The following is a 20,142-nucleotide window of genomic DNA, read 5'->3' as shown; positions in this document are numbered from 1 at the left end:
GAGCGGCAGTGAGCGAGTCCAGCACCGACAACTGGCGGCGTGCCGGGTTCGCCGGTGCCGCGATAGGCGTCATCGCCGCCGGCGCGGCGGCAGGCGTCGCCATAGAGCGGCTCACCGTCGGGCGCGGAATGCGGCAGAGGGCACGGCTCGCCCTCGACGCCTCCGGCCCCTACGGCTCCCTGCGCGGCGCCCCCGGCAAGGCGCTCGCCGACGACGGCACCGCGCTCCACTACGAGATCGACGAGGTCGAGCCGGATCCGCCCGCGCCGCGGCGCCGACGGCTCTTCGGCCGCAGGACGCCCGCGCCCGTCACCGTCGTCTTCAGCCACGGCTACTGCCTCGGCCAGGACTCCTGGCACTTCCAGCGGGCGGCGCTGCGCGGCCTGGTCCGTACCGTGTACTGGGACCAGCGCAGCCACGGACGTTCGGCCCGCGGGGTCGCCCAGTCGGGCCCCGACGGCGTGCCCGTCTCCATCGACCAGCTCGGCCGCGACCTCAAGGCCGTCGTCGACGCGGCCGCGCCCGAGGGGCCGCTGGTCCTCGTCGGACACTCGATGGGCGGCATGACGATCATGGCGCTCGCCGACCGGTACCCGGAGCTGATCCGTGACCGGGTCGTCGGCGTGGCCTTCGTGGGCACCTCGGCGGGCCGGCTCGGCGAGGTCAACTACGGGCTGCCGTCGGCCGGCGTCAACGCGGTGCGGCGCGTCCTGCCCGGCGTGCTGAAGGCGCTCGGCGCGCAGGCGGAGCTCGTCGAGCGGGGCCGCCGGGCCACCGCCGACCTGTTCGCCGGGCTGATCAAGAAGTACTCCTTCTCGTCCCGGGACGTCGATCCGGCGATCGCCCGGTTCGCCGAGCGGATGATCGAGGCGACACCGATCGACGTGGTCGCGGAGTTCTACCCGGCCTTCGCCGAACACGACAAGGCGGCGGCCCTGGAGGTCTTCCGCGAGATCCCGGTGCTCGCCCTCGCGGGGGACCGTGATCTGGTCACCCCCAGCGCGCACACCGAGGCCATCGCCGACCTGCTGCCGGAGGCGGAGCTGGTCATCGTGGACGACGGCGGCCATCTGGTGATGCTGGAGCACCCCGAGGCGGTGACGGACCGGCTCGCCGACCTCCTGGCGAAGGTCGGCGCGGTGCCCGTGAAGGCGGCGAAGGCGGGTTCCGGGAGCAGTTAGGTTGGCAGGTATGGCTCGTATGGAAGAACAGCACTCCGCTGAACCGCACTCCGCCGCCACCCTCGACATCGACTCCCCTGAGGAGATGCAGGAGATCGGCCGTCGCCTGGCCAAGCTGCTCCGCCCCGGCGACCTCGTCATGCTCACCGGTGAGCTCGGCGCCGGGAAGACGACACTGACCCGCGGCCTGGGAGAGGGACTCGGCGTGCGGGGCGCCGTCACCTCCCCGACCTTCGTCATCGCCCGCGTCCACCCGTCCCTGGTCGGCGGACCCGCCCTCGTCCACGTCGACGCGTACCGCCTCGGCGGCGGTCTCGACGAGATGGAGGACCTCGACCTCGACGTCTCGCTGCCCGATTCCGTGGTGGTCGTGGAGTGGGGCGACGGCAAGGTCGAGGAGCTGACGGACGACCGGCTGCATGTACTGATCCACCGGGTCGTCGGCGACACGGACGACGACCGGCGCACCGTCGTGCTGCGCGGGATCGGCCGGCGGTGGGCGGACGAGAACCTCGCGCTGAGCTGAACGTACGTAGGTTCCGACAAGGTGTCGGCAAGATGTTGCGTCGGTCGTACGAGCCGTGGTGACATGGATGCACGAGCTGGTTAGGTGTACCTAACCTACGGGAGGCATGCATGGCGACGCCAGAGCGCGAGCGCGCGGGAGAGCGCATCTCGATGAGTGAGCTGCTGGCCTCCTGCGCCGCGGCGAGTGCGGTGTCGACACCCCCGCGCGAGACGGAACAGGAAGCGGGCAGCGGCTCCTACGTCACCGAGCGGGACGAGGAGCGGGAGCACACCGTCCGCCGCGAGGCCGCGTAAGCACGTCAAGGCCGGGTGGCCGCGTGACCCGTCCGGGCGACGCGGCGGCCCTCGCTAGGCGACGACGACGACCTTCGCGCCGATCGCAGCGAACGTCCACATCGCGTCGCCGTCCGCACGCTTCATCCGGATGCCGCCGGTCTTCCGCTCAGGGTCCGGAGTCGGGAGCGAGCCGTCGACCGCCGCGCTGAAGCCGACCGACACGTCCTCCACGGTCGCGAACCGCACCACGTGCTCGATCTGCACCCCGTCCGAGCCCGTCACCGCACCCGAGCGCGAGGTCACCGCGTAGGACCCCGGGACCGGGTTCACCGTGCTCGGCATCACCGAGAAGGAGTGCGTGGCCTGGCCCTTCGCGTCCACCAGCCACACACGGCGCTCGGTCAGCGCGTACACGACGCGCGCACCGCTGCCCGAGTTCGCCGGCACGGCGAGAGGGTCCTTGGCGGGCTTCCGGGGGCCGCCGGTCGGGGCGGAGGAAGGGGCCGACGCCGGGATCCTCGGCTTGGCCGAGACATCCGCGGGCGCGTTCGCCGACGCCTGGTAGGCGAGGAAGGCGACTGCGGCGACCGCCGCCGCGGTGAGCCCGGCCACGAATCCCGAGCTGCTCCTTGCCACCGTGCCAACCTCCCGTACGTATGTATCGATGGTGACGGTAGCAGCCACGGGCGGGTGGGACGGGGCGCCGTGCCCGGCTCCCGGGAGCCGTAGGCTGTTTGCGTGCTCTTGCTCGCCATGGATACCGCCACGCCCGCCGTCACCGTCGCCCTCCACGACGGCGAATCCGTCGTCGCCGAGTCGCGGCAGGTCGACGCCCGCCGCCACGGGGAGCTGCTGCTGCCCGCCGTCGACCGGGTCCTCAAGGAGGCCGGACTGAAGCTCGACGCGGTCACCGGCCTGGTGGTCGGCGTCGGACCGGGGCCGTACACCGGACTGCGGGTCGGTCTGGTCACCGCCGCGACCTTCTCCTCCGCGCTCGGCGTGCCCGTGCACGGCCTGTGCACGCTGGACGGGCTCGCGTACGCCTCCGGGATCGAGGAGCCGTTCGTCGTCGCGACGGACGCGCGCCGCAAGGAGGTCTACTGGGCGCGCTACGAGAACTCCCGTACACGCGTGACCGACGCGGCCGTCGACCGGCCGGCCGAGATCGCCGAACAGGTCGCCGGACTTCCGGTCGTCGGCGCCGGCGCGCGCCTCTACCCCGAGGTCTTCCCGGACGCCCGCGACCCCGAGCATCAGTCGGCGGGCGCCCTGGCGGCCCTGGCGGCGGAACGGCTCGCGGCGGGCGCCGACTTCCTCGACCCGCTGCCGATGTACCTGCGCCGCCCCGACGCCCAGGTGCCGAAGAACTACAAGGTGGTCACTCCCAAGTGACCGCCGTGACGTCCGCGACGCTGCGCGAGATGCGCTGGTGGGACATCGAGCCGGTGCTCGTGCTCGAACACGAGCTGTTTCCCGAGGACGCCTGGTCCGAGGGCATGTTCTGGTCCGAGCTGGCCCACGCCCGCGGGCCCCGGGCCACCCGCCGTTACATCGTCGCGGAGGCCGAGGGGAAGATCGTCGGCTACGCCGGGCTCGCCGCCGCCGGCGGCCTCGGCGACGTCCAGACGATCGCCGTCGCCCGCGACCAGTGGGGGACCGGGCTCGGCGCCCGCCTGCTCACCGATCTGCTCCAGCACGCCACCGCCTTCGAGTGCGAAGAGGTGCTGCTGGAGGTGCGGGTGGACAACACCCGGGCCCAGAAGCTGTACGAGCGCTTCGGCTTCGAGCCCATCGGCTTCCGGCGCGGCTACTACCAGCCGGGCAATGTCGACGCGCTCGTGATGCGACTGACCGTTCAAGGAACAGAGACTGATTCTGATGGCTGCTGACGAACCCCTCGTACTCGGCATCGAGACCTCCTGCGACGAGACCGGGGTCGGCATCGTCCGCGGCACGACCCTGCTCGCGGACGCGGTCGCCTCCAGCGTGGACACCCACGCCCGCTTCGGCGGAGTCGTGCCCGAGATCGCCTCCCGCGCCCACCTCGAGGCGATGGTCCCGACCATCGAGCGCGCCCTGAAGGACGCCGGGATCTCCGCCCGCGACCTCGACGGCATCGCCGTGACGGCCGGCCCCGGCCTCGCGGGAGCGCTGCTGGTCGGCGTCTCGGCGGCGAAGGCGTACGCGTACGCGCTCGGCAAGCCGCTGTACGGCGTGAACCACCTCGCCTCGCACATCTGCGTCGACCAGCTGGAACACGGCCCGCTGCCCGAGCCGACGATGGCGCTGCTCGTCTCCGGCGGGCACTCCTCGCTGCTGCTCGCCCCCGACATCACCGCGGACGTACGGCCGATGGGCGCCACCATCGACGACGCGGCCGGCGAGGCCTTCGACAAGATCGCGCGCGTCCTCGACCTCGGCTTCCCCGGCGGCCCGGTCATCGACCGGCTCGCCCGGGAGGGCGACCCGAACGCCATCGCGTTCCCGCGCGGTCTGAGCGGCTCGAAGGACCCCGCGTACGACTTCTCCTTCTCCGGTCTCAAGACCGCAGTGGCCCGCTGGATCGAGGCCAAGCGGGCAGCCGGCGAGGAAGTGCCGGTACGGGACGTGGCCGCGTCCTTCCAGGAGGCGGTCGTCGACGTGCTGACCCGCAAGGCCGTCCGGGCCTGCAAGGACGAGGGCGTCGACCACCTGATGATCGGTGGCGGGGTCGCGGCCAACTCGCGGCTGCGGGCGCTGGCCCAGGAGCGGTGCGAGCGGGCCGGGATCCGGCTGCGGGTGCCGCGGCCGGGGCTCTGCACGGACAACGGCGCGATGGTGGCGGCGCTGGGCGCCGAGATGGTGGCCCGCAACCGGCCGGCCTCCGACCTGGAGCTGCCGGCGGACTCCTCGCTGCCGGTGACGGAACCGCACGTGCCGGGCGCACACGGCCACGGCCACGACCATGTGCACGAGATCAGCAAGGAGAACCTCTACTCGTGATCCTCACGCTCATGTGGGAGGCCCGGGCGGTCCAGGGCCGGGGCGCCGAACTCCTGGAGTGGGCGCGGGCGCAGGAGCTCCCGTACGAGCCGCTGCGGCGCGAGACCTTCCGGGCCCCGCAGGACCGTGTCCTCGTGCTGACCTGGTGGGACGCCCCGGCGCCGGACGCCGAACTGCCCGAGCTGCCCGAACCGGCCGCGGACCTGATCACCCGGCCGGTGCACCGCTGGCGCTTCGAGTCCGTGGACTGAGGCAACCTCCCGACCGCTTTCGGCATCATCCACGGCGTGACTCACGGCGTGGACAAGAAGATCGTGACCTGGGCGGCGCTGACCGTCGCCGCGTTGCTCGTGACGGGCTGCGGTGGAACCGCGGGGGCGGACACCGCGCCCGTGAAACCGTCCGCGCCCGCGACCACCCCCGCCGAGGGCAAGGGCCCCGACCGGGCCCCGGACCAGGCCGCCGAGACCGCGGCCGCGTACCGGAAGTGGGGCCTGAAGCCCTTCGCCGCCCCGCCGGCCCCGCCGCGGACCAAGCCGGTGAAGCGGGAGCCGGGCGGCCCCGTCCCCGTCATCAGCGACATACCGACGAAGGACAGGATCGTCTTCATCACGATCGACGACGGGGCCGAGAAGGACCCGGAGTTCGTGCAGATGATGAAGGACCTCAAGGTCCCGGTGACGATGTTCCTCACCGACTCCTCGATACGCGCCGACTACGGCTACTTCAAGCCGCTCGCCGCCCTCGGCAACGGCGTCGCCAACCACACCCTCACCCACCCGAACCTGCGTACCCTCGGCCGGGCCGCCCAGAGCCGGGAGATATGCGGCCAGCAGACGAAGCTGGCGAAGGAGTACGGCACGAACCCGCGGCTCTTCCGCCCGCCGTACGGCAACTGGAACGAGGACACCCGCGCGGCCGCCGGCACGTGCGGGGTGGACGCGATCGTGCTGTGGCGCGAGTCGATGCAGATCAAGAACATGCAGTACCAGCGGGGGGACAAGAAGCTCCACCCCGGCGACATCATCCTGGCGCACTTCCGGGGCCCGTCCGAGCTCAAGGGCACGACGATGACCAGGATGACGGCCGACATGCTGCGCCGCATCCAGGAGCAGGGCTTCACGGTGGCCCGCCTGGAGGACTACGTCTGAGGACTCCTCCCGAAATCTCCTTCGGAAATTCCTTCCGCGTGGTGTCGATGCGGGCCGAGCCCGTTCGACGTATGAGTGAAAGGCGGGGAACGGCCCCGCCCGCCACACGAGGAGACCGACCATGCCCCGCTATCTGACGATGGTCCGCATCGAAGAGGGCGCCTTCCAGCTGGAGGACGCCGACCCCGGCTTCGACGAGCGCATGGGCGCGCTGTTCGAGGAGATCACCAAGGCCGGCGTGATGCTGGAGACGGCAGGACTGAAGCCGACCGCGGAGGGCACCCGCGTCACCTGGGAGGGCGGGAAGATCGCTTTCACCGACGGCCCGTTCACCGAGACCAAGGAGATCGTCGGCGGGTACTCGATCACCCAGTGCCGCGACAAGGCGGAAGCCATCGAGTGGACGAAGCGCTTCCTGGAGGTTCACCCGCCGCAGTGGAAGGTGACCTGCGAGGTCCGCGAGATCGAGGAGATGTAGCTGTCGGCCGGGCGGGTGGTGTCATGGTTGATCCATGACCGCACCCGCCCCCGCCGCCGTCGAGACGGTCTTCCGGATGGAGTCGCCGCGGATCATCGCGACCGTGGCGAGGATCGTCCGCGATGTCGGCATCGCCGAGGAGATCGCGCAGGACGCGCTCGTCGCCGCCCTGGAGCAGTGGCCGCGGACGGGCGTCCCGGAACGGCCGGGGGCCTGGCTGACGGCGGCAGCCAAGAATCGCGCCGTCGATCTCGTACGGCGCCGTGAGACGTATGCGCGCAAGCTCGCGGAGGTGGGCCGCGAGCTCACCGAGGAGACGTACGACCCCGAGCCGTCCGGTCCCGACGACATCGACGACGACCTGTTGCGGCTGATCTTCACCGCCTGCCACCCCGTGCTCTCCGCCGAGGCACGGACCGCACTGACCCTGCGGCTGCTCGGCGGGCTGCGCACGGACGAGATCGCCCGCGCCTTCCTCGTACCGGAACCGACGGTCGCACAGCGGATCGTGCGGGCCAAGAGGGCGCTGGCGAAGGCGGGCGTGGAGTTCGAGGTGCCGTACGGGGAGGACCGGGCGGCCCGGCTCGGCTCCGTCCTCGAGGTCATCTACCTGATCTTCAACGAGGGGTACGCGGCCACGGCGGGCGACGACCTGTTGCGGCCGGCGCTGTGCGAGGACGCGCTGCGGCTGGCGAGGGTGCTCGCCGTGCTGATGCCGAAGGAGGGCGAAGTCCACGGTCTGGCCGCCCTGTTGGAGATCCAGGCGTCCCGTGTCGCGACACGGACCGGGCCGGACGGGCAGCCGGTCCTTCTCGCCGACCAGAACCGGAGCCGCTGGAACCGGCTGTTGATCCGCCGTGGCTTCGCCTCGTTGCAACGAGCGGGAGACGGCGGTACGTACGGCCCGTACGCCCTGCAGGCCGCGATCGCCGCCTGTCACGCGAAGGCGCTGACGTACGAGGAGACGGACTGGCGGACCATCGCCGCCCTGTACGGCCGGCTGGCGGCCGTCGCGCCCTCCCCGGTGGTCGAGCTGAACCGCGCGGTCGCCGTCTCGATGGCGGAGGGCCCGGAGGCGGGCCTCGCCCTCGCCGACGCCCTGACCGGCGAACCCGCCCTGGCCGGCTATCACTTGCTGCCGAGCGTACGGGGAGATCTGCTGGCCCGACTGGGGCGCTCGGCGGAGGCCCGGGCGGAGTTCGAGCGGGCGGCCGAGCTGACGCGCAACGAGCGGGAGCGGGAACTCCTGCTCGGTCGAGCCCGGGAGGCGGAACGGCCGCCGGAGCGACCGGCTTGAGCTGTCGATAGGCTCCACCGTATGTCCGGTCGTTTCCCGCTGCCCCCGCCCCCGCCGCCCGTCGAGATACGGAGCTGGCCCGACCGCGAGGCCCGACTGGCCGACCGGGCCCGGGCGATGGGCGAGCTCAACCACCGTCTGATCGGCGGCGGGAGGCTGTGCGTCCTCCTCGTGTGGGCCGCGACCCTGCAGCTGGGCTGGGGGCTCTGCGGGAGCGGGATCATCGGGATGGACGAGGCGATCGATCCGCTCTCGGTGATGTTCGCGATCCCGCTCGTCCTCCTCGGGCTCTGCGCCCTGGTCCCCGCCGTGTACTTCCTGGCCCGTGGTGTCCGACGGGACCGGGTGGCCCGCGAACGGCTGTTGCACTGGGCCGCGTTGGACCAGGACCCGGTGAGTGACGCCCGGCTGCGCGAGCCGGTGCTCAGCGCCGTCTGGCTGGTGCTCTCGTTCCTGATGTGCGCGGCCGGCCTCTGGCTCTCCTTCGCGGCGCCCGCCGAGCTCGTGGGCCCGGGACTCGGCGGCTACGGCACGGCCGTCTATCTGATGGGCGCCGCGCTGGGGTCGTGGATCTGCGGCCTGATCGGCGTGGTGAAGGCGGTGGGCCACTACCGGCTCGCCGTCCGCCTCGCGACCTAGGGAGTGTCGGCGTCCGCCCGCAGGGCGGGGTCCGCGGCGTCCGGTGCGTGCGATCGCAAGGCGGCCGGAAGCCCTCGTAGCGGAGCTACTTGGGCTTGTGGCCAACGCAGCGAGCGGGCATGCGGGACGCCGCGGACCAGGCGAGACTTTGCGGACACGACCAGGCGTTTACGCGGCCGGGCCGCCGATCAGCATCGTCGGGGCGCCCGCGACCCGGGTCAGGAAGACCGTGGCGGAGTTCGGTCCCTTCGGCTTGATCCTGCGGCGGATCTCCTCGGGTTCGACCGCCGAGCCGCGCTTCTTCACCGTCAGCGTGCCGACCTCCCGTTCGCGCAGCAGGGCCTTCAACCTCTTGAGATTGAAGGGGAGTTCGTCGGTGATCTCGTACGCGGTGGCGAAGGGCGTGGGGGTGAGGGCGTCCGCGGTGATGTACGCGATCGTCTCGTCGATCAGGCCCCCCGCCAGCTCCTCGGCGACCTCGGCGACGAGATGGGCGCGGATGACCGCGCCGTCCGGCTCGTAGAGGAAGCGGCCGACCGGGCGCGGAGCGGGGTCGGGGAGGCCGCGGCCGGTCAGGCTCGTGCCGGCCGGCAGGAGGGTGGCGCGTCGGGCGCCGGGGGCGGTGCCGAACCACAGCACGGCCTCCTTCACATCCCCGCCGTCCGAGATCCACTCGGCCTCCGCCTCCTCGGGCACCGCCTCGTGCGGCACGCCGGGCGCGATCTTGAGGGCCGCGTGCGGCGCCTTGCGGGCGGCCTCGATCGCCCAGGAGAGCGGCGGCGAGTACGCCTCCGGGTCGAAGATCCGGCCCCTCCCGCCGCGTCGGGCCGGGTCGACGAAGACGGCGTCGTACGGGTTCGTGTCGATCTCGGTCACGTCCGCGCACCGGACCTCGATCAGGTCGGCGAGCCCGAGCGCGGTGGCGTTCGCGCGGGCGGCCTCGGCCGTCAGCGGGTCGCGGTCCACGGCCAGGACGGACATCCCGGCCCGGGCGAAGGCGATCGCGTCCCCGCCGATCCCGCCGCACAGGTCGGCGACGCTGCGCACCCCGAGGGCTCGGAACCGCTCGGCGCGGTAGGCCCCGACCGTCGCGCGGGTCGACTGCTCGACCCCGTTGGGCGTGAAGTACATCCGGTGGGCGTCCTCTGCGCCGAACTTCGCCACCGCGCGCTGGCGCAGCCGGGCCTGTCCGAGGGCCGCGGAGACCAGCTCGGCGGGGTGCTCGCGGCGCAGCCGTGAGGCGACCGCCAGCTCCTGGGCGGGGTCGTAGTCGCGCAGGGCGGCGAGCAGCGTCTGGCCCTCGGGGGCGAGCAGGGCGGTGAAGGAGGCGAGGTCGGTCACCCGTCCCATTGTGGGCCAGCCGGGGGATGGTGTGCGTCCGGGCGGCGGTGTCGGGGGTCCGCGAGGTGTCGGCGCTGACAGGATGCGGCGCCATGCAGCTAGTACGACAAAAGGAACAGATGCCTTCAGTGCGGCCCCCTCGCTCGCGTCGGCTCAGACGGTCGGTGGGCGGGGTGCTTGTCGTCGCCGCGCTCGGCTCGGGCTGTTCCGGACCGTCCGGGGAGACCGGCGACGCGCGCAAGGGCCCCGCGAAGCCCGCCGCCGGACAGCCGCAGGAGCAGGGTGCCGCCGGCGCTCTCGACGCGTACGTCGAGAAGGTCCGCAAGCAGCGGGCCGCCCGCGTGCTCGCCGCCAAGAAGTGGGGCCTCGACCGGCCCCCGCTGGACGCCCCGGCCCCGCCCAAGGTGAAGCCGAAGATCACCACTCGCAAGGGCTTCGAGACCGACGGTGAGGGGTTGCCGCCCGTCTTCACCACCGTGCCGACCAAGGAGAAGATCGTCTTCCTGACGATCGACGACGGCGCGGAGAAGGACCCCGAACTGCTGCGGATGATGAGCGAGCTGCAGATCCCGTACAGCGCCTTCCTCAGCGACTACGTCGTCAAGGACGACTACGGCTACTTCGAGAAGATGCAGGCCGCCGGCGTCTCCCTGCACAACCACACCCTCAACCACCGCTACCTGCCCGGGCTTTCGTACGCCAAGCAGAAGCGGGAGATCTGCGGGATGCAGGACGTCATCGAGGACCGGTACGGAAAGCGGCCGCCGCTCTTCCGTCCGCCGTACGGCAATTACAACGAGGACACCCTGCGCGCGGCCAAGACGTGCGGGGTCAAGGCGGTCCCGCTCTGGGCCTCCGAGGCGTTCCCCGACCGGATGGAGTGGCGCGAATGGGACCGGGACCTGCACCCCGGCGACATCGTGCTCACGCACTTCCGGGGCAAGGAGGACTGGAAGGGTTCCATGGCCGACATGATCCGGCGCGTGATGAAGACGATCACGGCCAAGGGGTACGCGGTCGCGAAGCTCGAGGACTACGTGTGACCGGGGCGCGCCGGCTCGCGACCGGCCTCGCGCTCACCGGCGCGCTCCTGGGCGTGACGGGGTGTGCCTCGTCGGTGGACCCGATCGAACGTCTGGGACGGAAGGCGGCGGAGCGGGTGGGCGACCGGAAGGGCGAGGGGCTGGCCGGTCGTCCGGAAGCCGGGGTCTGTGGCGCCGGTGAGGCCGCAGCGGACGCGCGACGGTCGGGTTCCTCAGCCGTGCCTGACGGAAGCGCTCTGCCCGGCACCGCCTGTCGGCGGCAGCGGTGAGGTAGCCGACGCCGGTGTGTCCGCGGCCTCGGGATGTGCCGTCGTCCACATCGGCGGGAGCGGTGAGGTAGCCGACGCCGGTGTGTCCGCGGCCTCGGGATGTGCCGTCGTCCACTCCTCCGCCGCGATGAGCAGGGTGACGAGGCAGAGCAGCCCCGCCGCGAGGAACTGGCCTCCGGCCGTCCAGGCCCAGCCGCCACGCAGCATCGCCCACGCGATCAGGAGTACGGCGCCGGTGATCACGCCGAAGGTGATCACCGGCGTCCAGTCCATCGGGGGTGGCGCCGAGCTCTGTGGACCGGGCGGGCCGCTCCAGCCCCGCAGGGCCAGGAAGAGGGCGGCGCAGAGGGAGATCACGCCGTCCAGGACCAGGAGCAGCAGTCCGCACGTGACGTCGGCGCCGGTGCGCACCGGCGGGCTGGAGGTGTCCATGCCCGCACACTCGTACGGAACCATCGGCTCCGTAGTGCCGTTGCCCGTACCGAGACCGAATCGCCACACCGCACTGCATTGGCACTCCGCTTGACCGAGTGCTAATCGCAGTCATAGTCTCGGCTCTGGCACTCCCCATTGGAGAGTGCCAACACAGCGACGGGCAGGTCCGGCACCCGCGACGACGGATCCACCTGGTCGCCACCTCAGACAGTTAGCCCCGTGAGATCTCCGAAGGGGGAGGTCGGATCGTGACGACCACCAGCTCCAAGGTTGCCATCAAGCCGCTCGAGGACCGCATTGTGGTCCAGCCGCTCGACGCCGAGCAGACCACCGCCTCTGGCCTGGTCATCCCGGACACCGCGAAGGAGAAGCCCCAGGAGGGCGTCGTCCTCGCGGTGGGCCCGGGTCGCTTCGAGAACGGCGAGCGCCTGCCGCTCGACGTGAAGACCGGCGACATCGTGCTGTACAGCAAGTACGGCGGCACCGAGGTGAAGTACAACGGCGAGGAGTACCTCGTCCTCTCGGCTCGCGACGTGCTCGCGATCGTCGAGAAGTAATTCACCGAAGTATCGAACCCGATGCTTGAGCTGCGCCCCTGACCCCGCACCGGGCGTCCGGGGCGCAGTTCGTTTCACCAGTTGCACACGAATTCCGAGAGGGCTGAATCGCTCCCATGGCGAAGATCCTGAAGTTCGACGAGGACGCCCGTCGCGCCCTTGAGCGCGGCGTCAACAAGCTTGCCGACACGGTGAAGGTGACGATCGGCCCCAAGGGCCGCAACGTCGTCATCGACAAGAAGTTCGGCGCTCCCACCATCACCAACGACGGTGTCACGATCGCCCGCGAGGTCGAGATCGAGGACCCGTACGAGAACCTCGGTGCCCAGCTGGTGAAGGAGGTGGCGACCAAGACCAACGACATCGCGGGTGACGGCACCACAACCGCCACCGTGCTCGCCCAGGCGCTCGTCCGCGAGGGTCTGCGCAACGTCGCCGCCGGTGCCTCCCCGGCCGCCCTGAAGAAGGGCATCGACGCCGCGGTCAAGGCCGTCTCCGACGAGCTTCTCGCGACCGCCCGTCCGATCGAGGACAAGTCCGACATCGCCGCCGTGGCCGCGCTCTCCGCGCAGGACCAGCAGGTCGGCGAGCTCATCGCCGAGGCGATGGACAAGGTCGGCAAGGACGGTGTCATCACCGTCGAGGAGTCCAACACCTTCGGCCTGGAGCTCGACTTCACCGAGGGCATGGCCTTCGACAAGGGCTACCTGTCCCCGTACATGGTGACCGACCAGGAGCGTATGGAGGCCGTCCTCGACGACCCGTACATCCTGATCCACCAGGGCAAGATCTCCTCGATCCAGGACCTCCTGCCGCTCCTCGAGAAGGTCATCCAGGCCGGCTCCTCCAAGCCGCTGCTGATCATCGCCGAGGACGTCGAGGGCGAGGCCCTGTCGACCCTGGTCGTCAACAAGATCCGTGGCACCTTCAACGCCGTGGCCGTCAAGGCCCCCGGCTTCGGCGACCGCCGCAAGGCGATGCTCGGCGACATGGCCACCCTCACGGGTGCCACCGTCATCGCCGAGGAGGTCGGCCTCAAGCTCGACCAGGCCGGTCTGGACGTGCTGGGCACCGCCCGCCGCGTGACCATCACCAAGGACGACACCACCATCGTCGACGGTGGCGGCAACCACGAGGACATCACCGGCCGCGTCAACCAGATCAAGGCCGAGATCGAGTCCACCGACTCCGACTGGGACCGCGAGAAGCTCCAGGAGCGCCTCGCGAAGCTGGCCGGCGGCGTGTGCGTGATCAAGGTCGGCGCCGCCACCGAGGTGGAGCTGAAGGAGAAGAAGCACCGTCTGGAGGACGCCATCTCCGCGACCCGCGCCGCGGTCGAGGAGGGCATCGTCTCCGGTGGTGGCTCCGCTCTGGTCCACGCCGTCAAGGTCCTCGAGGGCAACCTCGGCCTGACCGGCGACGAGGCCACGGGTGTCGCGGTCGTCCGCCGCGCCGCCGTCGAGCCGCTGCGCTGGATCGCCGAGAACGCCGGCCTCGAGGGCTACGTCATCACCTCGAAGGTGGCGGAGCTCGACAAGGGCCAGGGCTTCAACGCCGCGACCGGCGAGTACGGCGACCTGGTCAAGGCCGGCGTCATCGACCCGGTGAAGGTGACGCGCTCCGCGCTGGAGAACGCCGCCTCGATCGCCTCCCTGCTGCTCACCACCGAGACCCTCGTGGTGGAGAAGAAGGAAGAGGAGCCGGCGGACGCGGGCCACGGCCACGGCCACGGTCACTCCCACTGAGGCACGTAGCTGAGAGCTGAGGCCCGGTGTCCCCGTCGCGGGGACACCGGGCCTCGGTGGTTTCCCGGGAACATCTCGGTATCCGCTACCCCTCCACGGCGCCGAGCTGCCCCATGAGCCCGAGCAGGTCGTACTGCCACCACCCCTCCGCCATCTTCCCGTCCTGACGGAACTGGTGGATGGTCGTGCCGGTCATGGAGACCTTCATGCCGGTGGGCTGGAGCCCCATGAAGTCGCCGGTGTGGGTGCCCAGCCAGGTCCACCGCGTGCACACCCGGTCGCCCTCGGCGATCTGGTCGTGGATCGTGAAGGCGAAGTCGAAGCCGCCGCGCCACATCTCCACCTGGCGGCGGACCGCGTCCATGCCGATGACGTCCTGCTCGTTGGTCGGATCGTGGTCGTGGTACCCCTCCGCGAGCACTTCGTCGAGCGGCGGAAGCTCGTCCTCGGAGGAGATGAGCTCGAAGAACCGGCGCGAGTTCGACTTGTACAGCTGGATGTCCCGCACGATGTCCAGGTCCGTGAACGTCGGCATCTCGTCACAGAGCGCGACCATCTCCCGGAAGATGCGATCGGTCTCGGGAAGCTGCGAGTTGGTCATCGCCACCTCGTAGGAGGGGAACTCCACGATCTCCACGAGATGGTCGGAGTCGGAGCGGTCCTTGCCGATGACGCTGTGGCTGGCCGTCCGCTTGCCCTTGGTCTGCTCGACCCACTTGTCCATGAGCCGGTTCAGATCGTCGAACCGGCTGGTCTTGCAATCGATTATCTGTACGAATGTCATGACGCCTCCCGGACCGGGTGGGATCTTTCCAGTCTAGGACCAGGGCCGTCCGGGGCCCTGGCGGCAGTCAGGCCGACCGGCCCAGCGAACCTGCCTGAACCGGGTCCGCGAACGGCTCCCCCCGTCCGTACCGCGCCACCTCCTCCAGTGCCTGGTCCGCCATCCGGTGCAGTTCGTTGCCCAGCGAGCCCGCCACATGCGGGGTGAGGAGGACGTTGGGCAGCGTCCAGAGCGGTGAGTCCTGCGGTGGGAGTTCCGGGTCCGTGACGTCGAGGACCGCGTGGAGGCGGCCTCGGAGCAAGTGGGGGAGGAGGGCCGACTCGTCGATCAGGGAGCCGCGGGCGGTGTTGATCAGGGTCGCGCCGTCGGGCATCGAGGCCAGCTGCGGCGCGCCGATCATCCGGTACGTGGCGGGGAGCTGCGGCGCGTGGATGGAGACGATCGAACTCCGTGCGCACAGCGTGTCGAGGTCGACCAGCTGCACGCCGAGCGCGCGGGCCTCGGCCGCCTCCATGTACGGGTCGTACAGCAGCACCTCGAAGTCGAAGGGACGCAGCAGGTCGATGACCCTGCGGCCGATCCGGGAGGCGCCGATCAGACCGACCGTGCGTCGGTAGTTGCCCCAGGCCGCCGACTCCGCCGTCCAGGCGTCGTCGGTCCGGACCGTCCCGTACCGCAGGGCCGAGGGGAGGATCCGCTTCCCCGCGAAGAGGATCGCCGCGAGCGTGTACTCGGCGACGGGCAGCGCGTTGGCCGCCGCCGCCGAGGTGACGGCGAGGCCCCGGTCCCAACAGGCCGCGGTGACATGGTGCTTGACCGAGCCGGCCGCGTGGACGACCGCCCGCAGGCGCGGGGCGCGGTCCAGGACGGCGGCCGTCAGGGGTGGCGCGCCCCAGCAGGTGAGGAGGACCTCGGCCTCGGCGAGGGCGGCGGCCACGCGCGGGCCGGGCGCGGTGAGGTCCTGGGCGACGAGGTGGGGGTCGGTGCGGGTCAGGGCGGTGAGGCGGGCGCGGTGGGCGTCGGTCAGCAGCCGTTCGGCGATGCCGGGGCCCATGGAGAGAAGGAGGGGCGGGCGGTTGTCGGTGGCGGGGCGCATCGTGGAACCCGGGCTCCTCACTTGACGCTGCCGGCGGTCAGACCGGCCTTCCAGTGGCGCTGCAGGGAGACGAAGGCGACGACGAGGGGGACGACGGCGAGCAGGGATCCGGTGACGACGAGGGGGTAGAAGTCGGGTTCCGCGTGGGCGTTGCTGTTCCACGCGTACAGACCGAGGCTCAGCGGGTACAGCTTCTGGTCCGAGAGCATCACCAGAGGGAGGAAGAAGTTGTTCCAGATGGCGGTGAACTGGAAGAGGAAGACGGTCACGAAGCCCGGCATGATCATGCGCAGACCGATCGACCAGAAGGCGCGCAGTTCGCCCGCGCCGTCGATACGGGCGGCCTCCAGCGCCTCGTCCGGGATGTAGCCGGAGCTGAAGACCCGGGAGAGGTACACCCCGAAGGGGTTGACCAGGACGGGGATCAGCACCGCCCAGTACGTGTTGACGATGCCCACCTCGCTGGCGAGGAGGTACATGGGCAGCGCGAGCGCCGTGGTGGGGACGAGCACGCCCAGGAGCACGAGGCCGAAGAGCTTCTCCTTGCCCCGGAAGTGGTACTTGTCGAAGGCGTAGCCCGCGGCGACGCTGACCAGTGAACAGGCGAGGGCGCCCAGACCCGCGTACAGCAGGCTGTTGGCGTACCAGTGGAAGTAGATGCCGTCGTTGTACTCGGCGAGGCGCGAGAGGTTCCCGCCGAGGTCGAAGCCCTCGAAGGAGAAGGCGTTGCCGGCCAGGAGACCGCCCGCGTCCTTGGTGGCGGCGGTCAGCAGCCAGACGAGCGGGAAGAGCATGTAGACGACGGCGAGGACGAGCGCGCCGTTGACGGCGGTCTTCGAGAGCCAGACGTTCGTGGGGCGGGTGCGGGACGGGCTCATGCGCGCTTCCCCTTCCGGCGGCCGGTCAGTCGGGTGACGGCGAAGGAGAGCAGCGCCGCGGTCAGGGCCAGCAGGACGGACGCGGCGGCGGCCAGTCCGTAGTCGTTGCGGTCGAAGGCCGCGGTGTAGGCGTACATGTTCGGCGTCCAGGTCGAGGTGACGGCGGAGCCCGTTCCCTTGTTGAGGATCAGCGGCTCGGTGAACAGCTGGAGGGAGCCGATGACCGTGAAGAGGCAGACCATCAGGAGCGAGGCGCGGATCAGCGGGATCTTGATGCTGAAGGCGATGCGCCAGGAGCCCGCGCCGTCGACGGTGGCCGCCTCCAGGACGGAGCGGTCGATGGCCTGCAGGGCGGCGTAGAAGATCACCATGTTGTAGCCGAGCCACTCCCACAGCGCGATGTTGACGATGGAGGGAAGTGCGCCCTCGGGCGAGAAGAAGTCGAAGCCGATGCCGCCGGCCTCCATCGCCTTCACGACCGGGCTGAGTTGGGGTGTGTAGAGGTAGACCCAGATCAGCGCGGCGATGATGCCGGGGACGGCGTGCGGGAGGAAGAGCGCGAGCTGGAAGAAGCGGCGGGCGCGGGCGAGCGCCGAGTCGAGCAGGAGGGCGAGGCCGAGGGCCCCGGCGAGCAGCAGCGGAATGTAGAAGAGGCAGTATCCGAGCAGTACGCCGAAGCCCTCGAGGAAGGCCCGGTCACCCAGTGCCGCGGTGTAGTTGTCGAGCCCGCTGAAGACGGTCTCGGTGCCGCCGAAGCCCAGCCCCGACTGCTTCTCGGTGAACAGGCTGAGCCAGACCGCGTATCCGATCGGCACGACCATCACCGCGACGAACAGGGCGAAGAAGGGGGTCAGCAGGAACGCTGCGGCACGGGTGCGGGCGTTCATCCGGTCAGCCCTCGACCTTCAGGCCGCGCTTCGTGAGCTCGGCGACCGTCGCCTCGTGGCCGGTCCTGATCGCGTCGGCGATCGTCGGGCCGCCCTTGGTGACCTTGCCGAACTGGTCCTTGATGGCCAGGTTGGTGGTGCCGGTGGTGGGGCCCCAGGTCCAGTTCGGGTTGATGGAGGCACTGGACCGCTCGAAGAGGGCGTAGATGTCCTGGCCGCCGTAGTAGCTCGCGTCGAAGGCGGCCTTGGCGACCGGGCGCAGCGCGGCCGCGGCGGGGAAGGCGCTGGAGGTGCCGGAGGCGATACGGGCCTTGACGCCGGCCTCGGTGGTGGCCATCCACTCGGCGAACTCGACGGCCGCCGCGGTCTTCTTGCTGTCCTTGGTCACGGCGAAGGTGGTGCCGCCGAGGATTCCGCTCGCGGGCTTGCCGTCCCAGCTGGGCATGGGCGCCACGGCCCACTTGCCGCTCTGCTCGGGCAGGGTGCCCTTGAGGACGCCCGCGCCCCAGGAGGCGCCGAGGTAGCCGACGGTCGTGCCGTTCTTGAGCGAACCGGTCCACTCGGGGCTGAACGAGGCGTTCTTGTGGATGAGGTCGGCCTCGATCAGGCCCTGCCAGTAGTCGGCGACCTTGGTGGTGGCCGGGTCGGTGGTGTTGATCTTCCAGGTGTCGTTCTCGGCCTTGAACCACTGGGCGCCGGCCTGCCAGGCCATCGCCTCGAAGGTGGTCGGGTCGTCGGGGAAGAAGGTGGCGATACGGGCCTTGGCGTCGGCCTTCTTCACCTTCTCCGCGGCCGCCTTGAACGCGTCCCATGTCGTGGGGACCTCGACCTTGTACTTGGCGAAGAGGTCCTTGCGGTAGAAGAAGGCCTGCGGCGCGGCGTCGAAGGGGACGGCCCAGGTCTTGCCGCCGAGGGTGGTGAGCTCCACCGCCTGGGGAAGCAGCTTGCCCCGGTCGGCCTCGGTGAACTCGCCGCCGATGTCCTGCAGGGCACCCGAGCTGACGAACTCGGGGAGCGAGGGGTACTCGATGGAGACGAGGTCGGGCGCGTTGCCCGCCTTCACGGCGTTGGAGATCTTGGCGTAGCCGCCGGCGTTGCCGGAGGGGATCTCCTCGAACTTCACCTGGATGTTCTTGTGCGAGGCGTTGAACGCGTCGACCACGTCCTTGGACCCCTTGGCCCAGCCCCAGAAGGTGATGGTGACGGGCCCGTTCGACGCGGCGTCGGTACCGCCTTCACCGCCGCCGCATGCCGTCAGAACGGCGAGGGCGGTGGCGGTACCGGCTATGACACGGGACGTTCTGCTCCAAGTACGGCTCACGACACGGCTCCTGAAGGACGGGGGCGACACGGGGTGTGTGGCCGTGATCCTGTGACCGTTTATGAGCGAAGTCAAGAGCGAAAGATTGATTGATCGAAAAAGGATCCAATCGATCAGATCGACCGAACTCCCGAGGGGGCACCGCAGGAGGCCCGCACGCGCAGCCGCGGCAGCAGGCTCAGATGGCGCCGCGCCGGCTCCTCGTCGGGGGCCTCGTGCGCCTCCGTCAGCCGCTCCACCAGCAACTCCGTGGCGTGCCTGCCGACCTGGCGCTTGGGCGGGGCGACCGCCGTCAGCGGGGTGTCGGCCAGCGCGGCCACCTCGTCGTCGTACGCGATCAGCGCCAGATCCTCCGGCACCTTCACCCCCAGGTCCGCCAGACGCTGCACGATCTCGATCGCGTCCACGTCGTTGTGGACCAGGGCCGCGCTCACCCGGCCGGAGGTCACCGCCTCGTACAGGGCCCGTACGGCGCGCTCGAAGCCCTCGGGGTCCTGATCGGCCGGTACCGAATCGATCACCGGGCCGGGCGCCCCGAGGCCCAGGGTGCCCAGCGCCTCGGCGTACCCGGCGCGCACCGCGAGCGCCGTCGGGCTGTCGCCGCGGGCCACCAGGAGCGGGGTGCCGTGGCCCAGTTCCAGCAGGTGGCGCAGGGCGAGCAGGACGCCGTGGCCATGGTCGGAGACCACTCGGTCCAGGGCGTCGAGGGGCGTGCCGGGGTCGGCCCGGCGCTCCAGGAGCACGGCGGGCACGGGCAGTTCGGCCAGCCAGTCCCCGTACGCCTGCCGGTCCTCGGGCCCACGCCATCCGGGCGCGACGAGCACGCCCTCGGCGCCGGCCGCGAGCAGGCCCTCGGTGCGCGCGCGGTCCTCCTCCGGGCGGTAGTCCGAGATCCGCAGCACCAGCCGGGCCCCGGCCCGCGCCGCGGCCTCGTGCGCACCCCGGATGACCTCGGCGAAGTAGTACGTGGCGGAGGGCGCGAGCAGCCCGAGCACCAGACCCTCGCCGGTCCGCCGGGCGCCCGGATCGCCCTGGCGTTCGGAGCGTTCGGAGCGTTCGGGCCGCTCGGGCCAGGAGACCTGGCCGTGCACCCGGTCGAGCAGGCCCTTGGTCGCCAGCGCCTCGACATCGCGGCGGGCGGTGACGGGGGAGACCCCGAGGAGCGCGGCCAGGTCGGCGACGCGCGCCGTACCGCGCTCGCGCACCAGGGCCAGCAGTCGGTCGTGTCGTTCGGCGGCACTCTCGCGCACGGCG

General features: G+C 71.0%; 23 protein-coding genes. 14 read left to right on the top strand and 9 right to left on the bottom strand.

Annotated features, from left to right (window positions below):
• Positions 1–8: 8 nt before the first annotated feature.
• The 3 genes from ACZ561_RS16645 (at position 9) to ACZ561_RS16635 (ending at position 2,003) form a co-directional block, all read left to right on the top strand.
• Entirely contained in the window at positions 9–1,181 is a 1,173-nt protein-coding gene (locus ACZ561_RS16645) for an alpha/beta fold hydrolase (protein ID WP_470995160.1), read from the top strand.
• A 19-nt stretch (positions 1,182–1,200) separates the two neighbouring features.
• Complete coding sequence (gene tsaE, locus ACZ561_RS16640) at positions 1,201–1,707, top strand: tRNA (adenosine(37)-N6)-threonylcarbamoyltransferase complex ATPase subunit type 1 TsaE (RefSeq protein WP_470995893.1); 507 nt, start codon at positions 1,201–1,203, stop codon at positions 1,705–1,707.
• 110 nt (positions 1,708–1,817) lie between these two features.
• Positions 1,818–2,003 carry a hypothetical protein gene (locus tag ACZ561_RS16635; RefSeq protein WP_470995157.1) on the top strand — a complete coding sequence of 62 codons (186 nt, stop codon included), beginning with the start codon at positions 1,818–1,820 and terminating at the stop codon, positions 2,001–2,003.
• 54 nt (positions 2,004–2,057) lie between these two features.
• On the opposite strand, the gene ACZ561_RS16630 is transcribed toward ACZ561_RS16635, so the two are convergent.
• On the bottom strand, positions 2,058–2,597 hold the full coding sequence (locus tag ACZ561_RS16630; protein ID WP_470995890.1) for a hypothetical protein: 540 nt from the start codon (positions 2,595–2,597) through the stop codon (positions 2,058–2,060).
• A gap of 126 nt (positions 2,598–2,723) precedes the next feature.
• On the opposite strand from ACZ561_RS16630, the gene tsaB reads away from it, so the two are divergent.
• The 8 genes from tsaB (at position 2,724) to ACZ561_RS16590 (ending at position 8,532) form a co-directional block, all read left to right on the top strand.
• Positions 2,724–3,377, top strand: a complete 654-nt coding sequence (gene tsaB, locus ACZ561_RS16625) for a tRNA (adenosine(37)-N6)-threonylcarbamoyltransferase complex dimerization subunit type 1 TsaB (RefSeq protein WP_470995154.1) — start codon at positions 2,724–2,726, stop codon at positions 3,375–3,377.
• Between the two features lie 29 nt (positions 3,378–3,406).
• Entirely contained in the window at positions 3,407–3,874 is a 468-nt protein-coding gene (gene rimI / locus ACZ561_RS16620) for a ribosomal protein S18-alanine N-acetyltransferase (RefSeq protein WP_376436597.1), read from the top strand.
• Positions 3,864–4,967, top strand: a complete 1,104-nt coding sequence (tsaD, locus tag ACZ561_RS16615) for a tRNA (adenosine(37)-N6)-threonylcarbamoyltransferase complex transferase subunit TsaD (protein WP_470995152.1) — start codon at positions 3,864–3,866, stop codon at positions 4,965–4,967. Before rimI ends, tsaD begins: the two co-directional genes overlap by 11 nt.
• The gene (locus ACZ561_RS16610) at positions 4,964–5,218 is read left to right on the top strand and encodes a hypothetical protein (protein WP_376436515.1); all 255 of its coding nucleotides are present in this window, start codon (positions 4,964–4,966) and stop codon (positions 5,216–5,218) included. Before tsaD ends, ACZ561_RS16610 begins: the two co-directional genes overlap by 4 nt.
• A gap of 36 nt (positions 5,219–5,254) precedes the next feature.
• Positions 5,255–6,118 carry a polysaccharide deacetylase family protein gene (locus tag ACZ561_RS16605; RefSeq protein WP_470995148.1) on the top strand — a complete coding sequence of 288 codons (864 nt, stop codon included), beginning with the start codon at positions 5,255–5,257 and terminating at the stop codon, positions 6,116–6,118.
• 121 nt (positions 6,119–6,239) lie between these two features.
• Positions 6,240–6,596 (top strand): YciI family protein, encoded by a 357-nt coding sequence (locus ACZ561_RS16600; protein WP_376436520.1) that lies wholly within the window; start codon positions 6,240–6,242, stop codon positions 6,594–6,596.
• Between the two features lie 34 nt (positions 6,597–6,630).
• Positions 6,631–7,893 carry an RNA polymerase sigma factor gene (locus ACZ561_RS16595; protein WP_470995144.1) on the top strand — a complete coding sequence of 421 codons (1,263 nt, stop codon included), beginning with the start codon at positions 6,631–6,633 and terminating at the stop codon, positions 7,891–7,893.
• Positions 7,894–7,914: 21 nt separating this feature from the next.
• Entirely contained in the window at positions 7,915–8,532 is a 618-nt protein-coding gene (locus ACZ561_RS16590; protein ID WP_470995141.1) for a hypothetical protein, read from the top strand.
• Between the two features lie 168 nt (positions 8,533–8,700).
• Here ACZ561_RS16590 and ACZ561_RS16585 read toward each other — a convergent pair whose 3' ends face one another.
• Entirely contained in the window at positions 8,701–9,882 is a 1,182-nt protein-coding gene (locus tag ACZ561_RS16585) for a THUMP-like domain-containing protein (protein WP_470995138.1), read from the bottom strand.
• A gap of 83 nt (positions 9,883–9,965) precedes the next feature.
• Between ACZ561_RS16585 and ACZ561_RS16580 the strand changes: the two genes are divergently transcribed.
• Entirely contained in the window at positions 9,966–10,916 is a 951-nt protein-coding gene (locus tag ACZ561_RS16580) for a polysaccharide deacetylase family protein (protein ID WP_470995135.1), read from the top strand.
• 212 nt (positions 10,917–11,128) lie between these two features.
• Here ACZ561_RS16580 and ACZ561_RS16575 read toward each other — a convergent pair whose 3' ends face one another.
• The gene (locus ACZ561_RS16575; protein WP_470995132.1) at positions 11,129–11,617 is read right to left on the bottom strand and encodes a DUF6234 family protein; all 489 of its coding nucleotides are present in this window, start codon (positions 11,615–11,617) and stop codon (positions 11,129–11,131) included.
• Between the two features lie 251 nt (positions 11,618–11,868).
• Here ACZ561_RS16575 and groES point away from each other — a divergent pair, with 251 nt between their 5' ends.
• Both groES and groL read left to right on the top strand, forming a co-directional pair.
• A complete protein-coding gene (gene groES / locus ACZ561_RS16570) occupies positions 11,869–12,177 on the top strand; it encodes a co-chaperone GroES (RefSeq protein WP_017239619.1) in 309 nt (102 codons plus the stop codon).
• Between the two features lie 116 nt (positions 12,178–12,293).
• The gene (gene groL / locus ACZ561_RS16565) at positions 12,294–13,922 is read left to right on the top strand and encodes a chaperonin GroEL (RefSeq protein ID WP_470995128.1); all 1,629 of its coding nucleotides are present in this window, start codon (positions 12,294–12,296) and stop codon (positions 13,920–13,922) included.
• A gap of 85 nt (positions 13,923–14,007) precedes the next feature.
• On the opposite strand, the gene ACZ561_RS16560 is transcribed toward groL, so the two are convergent.
• The 6 genes from ACZ561_RS16560 to ACZ561_RS16535 all read right to left on the bottom strand — a co-directional run bounded on the left by ACZ561_RS16560 (position 14,008) and on the right by ACZ561_RS16535 (position 20,138).
• Complete coding sequence (locus tag ACZ561_RS16560) at positions 14,008–14,706, bottom strand: ester cyclase (protein ID WP_470995125.1); 699 nt, start codon at positions 14,704–14,706, stop codon at positions 14,008–14,010.
• Positions 14,707–14,773: 67 nt separating this feature from the next.
• Entirely contained in the window at positions 14,774–15,802 is a 1,029-nt protein-coding gene (locus tag ACZ561_RS16555; protein WP_470995122.1) for a hydroxyacid dehydrogenase, read from the bottom strand.
• 17 nt (positions 15,803–15,819) lie between these two features.
• On the bottom strand, positions 15,820–16,680 hold the full coding sequence (locus ACZ561_RS16550; protein ID WP_376436547.1) for a carbohydrate ABC transporter permease: 861 nt from the start codon (positions 16,678–16,680) through the stop codon (positions 15,820–15,822).
• Entirely contained in the window at positions 16,677–17,567 is an 891-nt protein-coding gene (locus ACZ561_RS16545) for a carbohydrate ABC transporter permease (RefSeq protein WP_470995119.1), read from the bottom strand. Before ACZ561_RS16545 ends, ACZ561_RS16550 begins: the two co-directional genes overlap by 4 nt.
• Positions 17,568–17,571: 4 nt before the next feature.
• Positions 17,572–18,888 (bottom strand): ABC transporter substrate-binding protein, encoded by a 1,317-nt coding sequence (locus ACZ561_RS16540; RefSeq protein WP_470995116.1) that lies wholly within the window; start codon positions 18,886–18,888, stop codon positions 17,572–17,574.
• Between the two features lie 113 nt (positions 18,889–19,001).
• Entirely contained in the window at positions 19,002–20,138 is a 1,137-nt protein-coding gene (locus ACZ561_RS16535) for a substrate-binding domain-containing protein (protein ID WP_470995113.1), read from the bottom strand.
• Between the last annotated feature and the right edge of the window lie 4 nt (positions 20,139–20,142).

The sequence above is a fragment of the Streptomyces sp. NPDC039609 genome (assembly GCF_055596705.1).
The sequence above is the reverse complement of the archived record's forward strand: the minus strand, read 5'-3'. Positions and strand labels throughout refer to the sequence as shown.